The 7,131-nt window shown below is 72.0% G+C and carries 6 protein-coding genes and 1 pseudogene; 5 read left to right on the top strand and 2 right to left on the bottom strand.

Features of this window, described 5'->3' with window-relative positions; all coding sequences use genetic code 11:
* From CVO76_RS08735 to CVO76_RS08720, 4 genes are all read left to right on the top strand, one after another.
* The coding region (locus CVO76_RS08735; protein ID WP_208739001.1) for a DUF3459 domain-containing protein at window positions 1–833 on the top strand (833 nt) is incomplete at its 5' end.
* A 156-nt stretch (window positions 834–989) separates the two neighbouring features.
* Window positions 990–2,240 carry a GGDEF domain-containing protein gene (locus tag CVO76_RS08730; RefSeq protein WP_208739000.1) on the top strand — a complete coding sequence of 417 codons (1,251 nt, stop codon included), beginning with the start codon at window positions 990–992 and terminating at the stop codon, window positions 2,238–2,240.
* 9 nt (window positions 2,241–2,249) lie between these two features.
* Window positions 2,250–3,296, top strand: coding sequence for an L-glyceraldehyde 3-phosphate reductase (gene mgrA, locus CVO76_RS08725; protein ID WP_133082453.1), 1,047 nt, complete (start codon window positions 2,250–2,252; stop codon window positions 3,294–3,296).
* 392 nt (window positions 3,297–3,688) lie between these two features.
* Complete coding sequence (locus tag CVO76_RS08720; RefSeq protein ID WP_208738999.1) at window positions 3,689–4,102, top strand: aldolase/citrate lyase family protein; 414 nt, start codon at window positions 3,689–3,691, stop codon at window positions 4,100–4,102.
* Window positions 4,103–4,182: 80 nt separating this feature from the next.
* Here CVO76_RS08720 and CVO76_RS08715 read toward each other — a convergent pair whose 3' ends face one another.
* Window positions 4,183–5,553 carry a 6-phospho-beta-glucosidase gene (locus tag CVO76_RS08715; RefSeq protein WP_244185834.1) on the bottom strand — a complete coding sequence of 457 codons (1,371 nt, stop codon included), beginning with the start codon at window positions 5,551–5,553 and terminating at the stop codon, window positions 4,183–4,185.
* A gap of 121 nt (window positions 5,554–5,674) precedes the next feature.
* Between CVO76_RS08715 and CVO76_RS08710 the strand changes: the two genes are divergently transcribed.
* On the top strand, window positions 5,675–6,805 hold the full coding sequence (locus tag CVO76_RS08710; RefSeq protein ID WP_208738997.1) for a carbohydrate kinase family protein: 1,131 nt from the start codon (window positions 5,675–5,677) through the stop codon (window positions 6,803–6,805).
* Window positions 6,806–6,860: 55 nt separating this feature from the next.
* On the opposite strand, the pseudogene CVO76_RS08705 reads toward CVO76_RS08710, so the two are convergent.
* Window positions 6,861–7,131, bottom strand: a pseudogene (locus tag CVO76_RS08705) (GIY-YIG nuclease family protein); the annotation flags it as partial.

The following is a 7,131-nucleotide window of genomic DNA, read 5'->3' as shown; positions in this document are numbered from 1 at the left end:
GGAGCGACGACTTCCACCACGCGGTGCACGTCAACCTCACGGGGGAGACCGAGGGGTACTACCTCGACTTCGACTCGGTCGGGGCACTCGCGAAGGTCCTCGAGAAGGGGTTCTTCCACAACGGGACCTACTCGTCGTTCCGCGAACGCCACCACGGCCGGGAGATCGACCCGTCCCGCGTCTCGCCGCTCCAGCTGGTCGTCGCGACCCAGAACCACGACCAGATCGGCAACAGGGCGGCCGGAGACCGCATCAGCGCCTCCCTGAACCCGGCACAGCTCGCGCAGGCCGCCGTGCTCAACATCCTCGGTCCGTTCACCCCGATGCTCTTCATGGGCGAGGAGTACGGGGCGTCCACGCCCTGGCCCTTCTTCACCTCCCACCCCGAACCGGAACTCGGCAGGGCCACGGCCGAGGGGCGGCTCAAGGAGTTCGAGCGCATGGGCTGGCGCCCTGAGGACGTGCCCAACCCCCAGGATCCCGCGACGTTCGCCTCCGCGAAGCTTCAGTGGGCCGAGGCGGAGCAGGGTCACCACGCCGAACTGCTCGCCACCTATCGTGAGCTCATCCGCCTGCGCCGTTCGCGCCCCGAACTGCGCGATCCCGACTTCGGCAGCATCTCGGTGGAGTTCGACGAGGACAGCCGCTGGATCGTCCTGCACCGCGGCAGCACCGCCGTCGTGCTGAACCTGGCCGACACGATGGCGACCGTCCCGGTGCGCGGGGCCGACGCCGAGGTCCTGCTGTCCACGGTCGACGGCGTCGGGCTGCTGGCCGACACCGTGCAGCTGCCGCCCCATGCAGCGCTCGTCCTCAGCCTCGCCGCAGCGTAGCCCGCGGACTCTGCAAGGGTTACGACAGGAGGGGCGCCCGGCGGGACGAACCGTCGGTGGACTCCGGCATACTGGGCGGGAGATCTTCCCCGAGGGGAGGCGGATCCCGCCCACGTGGGTGCGGGGATCCGGAAGGCACGAGGCGGCAGGAACACCATGACCCTGGACATCACGACACTGCGGGTGGCTTTCGGGGCCATCGCCATCACCCTCTTCGTGCTGTTCTACACCGTCGCCTTCCGCCAGACCCGGTCCGCCTACAGCGCATGGTGGTGCGCCGCCGTCGCCTTCTTCTTCATCGGATCCTCCGGCTACCTGCTCGACGGTACCGGGCACCAGGTGTGGGCCAACCCGCTGTCCAACACGCTGCTGGTCCTGGGGACGGTCAGTGTATGGGCGGGCGCCCGGACCCTGCGGACCAGCAAACCGGCCTGGCTCCAGCTGTCGGCGGCACCGCTCCTGACGCTGCTCGCCTCGGCGGTCGACAACCCCGCCACCAATACGTGGTCCGGTGGTCCGGTGTTCCTCGGCATGATGTCGCTGACCATCGGACTCGCCTCGTGGGAGCTGTGGCGGCTGCCCAGCAGCTACAGCAGGGTGCAGGCTCCGCTGGCGGTCGCCTCCGGCTTCCTGGCGCTCCTCTACCTGGGCCGGTGCATCGCCTTCGTGGCCGGCGGCCAGGACGGGTACGCCTTCACCACCTACTTCGGCTCGGGCATCACCACCCTGATCACCATGCTGCTGCTCGTCGTCGTGTCCTTCAGCGCAGCGGCGCTGAGTGCCGAGCAGATCGCCACGGACCTGCGCACGCGTGCCGACCGGGACGCGCTGACGGGGCTGCTCAACCGCTCGGGGTTCCTCGACCTCGCATCCGTGCAGACGGATCGGCTCGCCCGGACGGACCGGCCCGGGACGCTGATCCTCGCTGACCTCGACTTCTTCAAGAGCGTCAACGACACCCACGGCCATGCCGCGGGGGACACCGTCCTCAGGGCCTTCGCCGCGGCCTGCGCCGAGACGGTCCGCTCCACCGATCTCGTGGGCCGGTACGGGGGCGAGGAGTTCATCTTCCTGCTGCCCGGAGCCTCGGTGTCCAGGAGCGAGGACATCACGCGGGACGTGAGCATGGCCCTGCGGGGACACTCGACGCCGGGCGGGTTCGAGATGCCGACCGTGAGCTACGGCGTCGCCGCCGTCGAAGCGGCGGACTACGATCTCGACGCGGCGATCGCCGCGGCCGACCAGGCGCTCTACGCCGCCAAGGCCAGCGGGCGGAACAAATCGGTGCGCGCCATCCGCCCGGCGGGGAAGGGGCCGGGCTCATCGGCCGAGCCGCCTCCGGGTCCGCTCCGGGTCCCGTTGGCCCCCACCGTGCCTCCCCGGGGGAAGCAGCGTCCGCTCGCCTAGGATGAGGGGATGACCTACCACCCCGCTGATGACCGTTATGAGAAGATGCCGTACCGCCGAGTGGGACGGAGCGGACTGCAGCTTCCCGCCGTCTCCCTGGGCCTGTGGCACAACTTCGGTGATGACAAGCCCTTCGACACGCAGCGGGCCATCCTCCGCCGGGCGTTCGACCTCGGCGTGACCCACTTCGACCTCGCCAACAACTACGGCCCGCCCTACGGCAGCGCGGAGACGAACTTCGGCCGCCACCTGAAGGACGACTTCCGTCCGTTCCGCGACGAACTCGTGATCTCCAGCAAGGCCGGGTACGACATGTGGCCGGGCCCGTACGGCAACTTCGGCTCCCGGAAGTACCTGCTGGCGAGCCTCGACCAGTCCCTCGAGCGCATGGGGCTGGACTACGTGGACATCTTCTACAGCCACCGCCCCGACCCCGAGACGCCGCTCGAGGAGACGATGGGCGCGCTGGACACCGCGGTGCGCTCCGGACGGGCGCTCTACGCCGGGATCTCGTCCTACTCGCCCGAGCGGACCCTGCAGGCCGCCGCGATCCTGGCGGATCTCGGCACGCCGCTGCTGATCCACCAGCCCTCGTACTCGATGCTGAACCGGTGGGTGGAGAACGGGGAACCGAACCTGCCGGAGGCACTCGAGGCCACGGGCGCCGGATCGATCGCCTTCTCGCCGCTGGCGCAGGGCCTGCTGACGAGCCGCTACCTCGACGGGGTGCCCGCCGACTCGCGCGCCGCCGCCCAGAAGTCGCTCTCCGAGGACCACCTGTCGGAGGACAACCTCCGCCGGGTGCGGGGGCTGAACGCGATCGCCGAGGGCCGCGGCCAGAGCCTCGCCCAGATGGCCATCGCCTGGATCCTGCGTCCGCAGGTCAAGGGTTCACCCATCACGTCGGCGCTCATCGGCGCCTCCAGTGTCCGCCAGCTGGAGGACAGCCTGGCAGCCGTGCAGAACCTCGACTTCACCTCGGAGGAGCTGCACGCGATCGACGAGTTCGCCGTCGATTCGGACATCAACCTCTGGGCACGGGCACTGGACGCCTGACCCGGTCATCGGGCCGGCGGGCGGAAGCGGGGCGCCCGCCGGCCGGGGACGCACGCGCTTCGGGGACGCCCCGGCGCGTCCCCGAAGCGCGGGTCCGCGTGCCACCCCGGCGCCGTCGAGCCCGGTCGAGGGTGACAATGGGGGATGACTGACGGAATGCCTGGCCGCGACCCGGTGCTCGGCGTGTGGGCCACCCTCGGCGAGCCCCGACTCGCGAACGCACTGGCGGCGGCCGGCCTCGGCTGGGTGGGCCTCGACGCGCAGCACGGTCATTTCGACGATCGTGGGCTGCGGGACACCCTCGGTCGGCGGTCGGCGGGCGACGCCCCGATGCTCGTGCGGGTCGCAGCCAGTGACGCCGCGCTCATCGGCCGGGCGCGGACGGCGTCGTCGTGCCCCTCGTGGACACCGTGGCCGACGCCGAAGCGGCTGTGGCCGCCAGCCACTACCCTCCCCTCGGGGCCAGGAGCTGGGGGCCGCTCCACGGCGCCCGGCCGGTCCACCAGCCGGGCTCCGACGGCGGACGGCACGCCGTCCCGCTGTGTTCGGTGATGATCGAGACCGCCCGCGCCCTGGAGGCGGTGGAGGGGATCGCCGCGGTCCCCGGGGTGGACATGATCTTCGTCGGTCCGTTCGATCTGTCGCTCGCCCTCGGGCTGGAGGTCGACGACCTCCTCGCGTCCACGGGGGAGCGCGCTCCGCTGGAGAGGATCATCGGCGCCTGCAGGGTCGCGGGGATCCGGGCGGGTGCCTACGCGGGCACGCCCGAACGCGCGGCGATCCTCGGCGCGGCGGGCTTCTCCTGAATCGCGGCCACGACGGACACCGGCCTGCTGCCCCTGGGAGCGGACGAGGTGCGGCGCCGCATGCACGCCGACGGTCGGCATCAGCCGGACCAGGACGCTCCCAGCGCGGGGAACGCCTCCTCGTAGCCTGCAAGGACCCTCCCGGCGGAATGGAACGAGTCGACCAGCGGATGGCCCGCGAGTGCACGAAGGGCCGAGTCGCGGTCCCCGTGCACCGCGGCCCGGACGGTGTCCTGCTCCACGGCCTTGACGCCCGCCATGAGGCCGAGCTGGTGCAGCGTCAGCGGCGCGGCGGCCAGTGGACGGGCGCCCGAGCCGTCGACGACGGACGGGACCTCCACGACGGCGTCCGGAGGCAGCCCGGGGAAGGTCGACGCGTTGCGGACGTTCAGGATGAGCTCCGCGCGGCGGTCCGTGAGCAGGGCGCGCATGACCTCGAGGGCCACGCGCTCGTACCCGCCGCCGGCGAGGTCCGCCTCGTCGCGCTGTTCGTCCTCGCCGCGCGCCTCGGCGAGGTAGCCGGACTCTCGTTCCCGCCGGGCGTCCTCCCACACGGCGAGTGGTTCCGCCGCGGCGAGCAGGCGCGGGTACAGGTCCTGCTGCTGGTCGCGGAGGATCTCCCCCCGCGTCCTGTCAGCACTCCGGATGGACCGCAGGGCCTCCCGGTGGAAGTAGTAGTAGAACAGGTACTCGTTGGGCAGGGCACCGAGGGTCCTCAGGAGGTCCGGGCCGAACAGGCGTCCCTCCTCGAAGCCGGCGAGCCGCGCGGGATCGGCCAGGAGTGCGGGAAGGCGGTCGGTCCCGTCCGCGGCCAGGCCGCGGAGCCAGCCGAGATGGTTCAGGCCGACGTAGTCGACGCCCGCGAGCGAGCCGTGCAGGTCCACGCCGGCCGCCCGGGCGGCCCGCGTCACGAGGCCCGACGCCGAATCGCAGATCCCGACGACCCGCGAGCCCAGGACTGCCGAGACCGCCTCGGTGACCATCCCCGCGGGGTTCGTGAAGTTGATCAGCCAGGCGTCGGGGGCATGGTCGCGCATCAGGGTGGCGACACGCATCATGTCCGGGATGGACCGCAGGGCGTAGGAGATCCCGCCTGCTCCGACGGTCTCCTGTCCCAGCAGGCCGGCGGCCAGGGCCACGCGCTCGTCGAGGATGCGGCCCTCCGCTCCGCCGCTCCGCACCGCGGCGAACACGATGTCCGCCCCTGGCAGCGCGTCCTCGAGACGGGACTCCACGCGCACCGACGGCGCCGGGCGGCCGGCGGGCTTCGGCAGCGCACCGAGCACCCGGGCGACGGCGTGCGCGCGCTCCGGTAGCGCGTCGAGCAGGACGACGTCGGACACGAGCCCGGCGAACGGTCCCTCGAGAAGTGCGCGGTAGACCAGCGGCACCCGGAAGCCGCCGCCGCCCACGATGACCAGGCGTGCGCCGGTTCCGTCAGTACTGGGCAAGGCTCGACCCGCTTCCGTGGTGGGTGGTCCGCTGCGGTGCGTGCCCGGCGGCGGTGCCGTGCACGGTGTTCGATGGCGCCTGCCGCCCCGCGACCGGCGCCTTGGAAGTATTCTGCCGTACATGGCCCATCAGCACCGCTTCGATCCGCTGGCGGCCACACGCGCGCCGGACAGTCCCGAGTTCGATCTCCTGCTCGCCGGGCAGGTGTTCTTCGACATCATCTTCACCGGGCTCGACCAGCTGCCCTCACCGGGCACGGAGGTCTGGACCGACGGCATGGGATCCGGGCCCGGGGGCATCGCGAACCAGGCCATCGCCGCGAGCAGGCTCGGGCTCCACACCACGCTCGCCGCGGCCTTCGGCGACGACGGCTACGGCCAGTTCAACTGGGACGTGCTGCAGGACCAGGAACACGTGGACCTGTCGAGGTCGCGCGTCTTCGGGCAGTGGCACTCGCCGGTGACCGTGTCCCTCTCCGTGCACCAGGACCGTTCCATGGTGACGCACGGTCACCCCGCACCACTGCGTGCATCGGAGCTGATCGGGACGCCGCCGTCGTGCCGCGCCGCCATCGTGGGCGTCGAGCCCGAGGTGGAGCAGTGGGCGCGGGCGGCCGCGGCCCAGGGGACGAAGCTGTTCGGCGACGTCGGCTGGGATCCCGCGGGGGAGTGGGCGGCGGAGACGCTCGAGTCGCTCGAGCACTTCTACGCGTTCATGCCGAACGCGGTCGAGGCGATGGCGTACACGCGCACGGACGACCCCTGGACCGCCCTGTACTCGCTGGCGGACCGCGTGCCGGTCGCCGTCGTCACGGTGGGCCAGCAGGGCGCCATCGCCATCGACTCGGTCACGGGTGAGGAGGAGTGGGTGCCGGCACTGCCGGTGTCGGCCTACGATCCGACCGGTGCGGGCGATTGCTTCGGAGCGGCCTTCGTGATGGCCGACCTCGCGGGCTTCTCCCTCGCGGACCGCCTCAGCTTCGCCAATCTCTGCGCGTCGCTGTCGGTGCAGCACGTGGGAGGATCCCTGGCCGCGCCGGGGTGGGGCGATATCGCGGACTGGTGGCACCGCGTCAGCGAAGGGCGCGACGGAATACGGAAGCAGTGGTTGCGCCGGTACGCCTTCCTCGAGGACCTGGTGTCCGACGTCCCGTCCGAGGCGTTGCGCCGGGCGACGGCGACGATCGCGCGGCACTCCGACGCGTCGCCGCCGACACGGCCGCCCGAGCCCTGCTCGGACGGGATCGGCTGAGCCGCCCGCACGGGACGAGGCGGACGGCAGGGTCGGGACGATCGCCGGCGGGGCGTCACCCTCGGAGGGCGGCTGCCTCGCCGAGCCAGCGGGCGTACCGCGCCCAGGGATCAGTGACGCCGGCGGCGAGCCGGCCGACGTGCTCCTCGATCTCCGGAGCGCCCGCGAACCACTCGGACCGGCCGAGGCGCCAGGCAGCGAACTGCTCGTGCCGTCGGTGCTCCACCAGGCGGTCGCCGCGCTCGAAGGCGAGGACCTCGTCGTGCCAGATCCGGGCCAGCCGCTGCCGCGGGTTCGCCGTTGTGCCGATCTTGATACGGTCCCGG

Origin of the sequence: Arthrobacter agilis (assembly GCF_002953615.1) — a bacterium.
Classification (GTDB): domain Bacteria; phylum Actinomycetota; class Actinomycetes; order Actinomycetales; family Micrococcaceae; genus Arthrobacter_D; species Arthrobacter_D agilis_B.
The sequence above is the reverse complement of the archived record's forward strand: the minus strand, read 5'-3'. Positions and strand labels throughout refer to the sequence as shown.

Excerpts from the sequence above, each read along its gene's own strand:
- CVO76_RS08710 (WP_208738997.1), top strand. The coding sequence starts at position 5,675 with ATGGCCCATCAGCACCGCTTCGATCCGCTGGCGGCCACACGCGCGCCG.
- mgrA (WP_133082453.1), top strand. The coding sequence starts at position 2,250 with ATGACCTACCACCCCGCTGATGACCGTTATGAGAAGATGCCGTACCGC.
- CVO76_RS08730 (WP_208739000.1), top strand. The coding sequence starts at position 990 with ATGACCCTGGACATCACGACACTGCGGGTGGCTTTCGGGGCCATCGCC.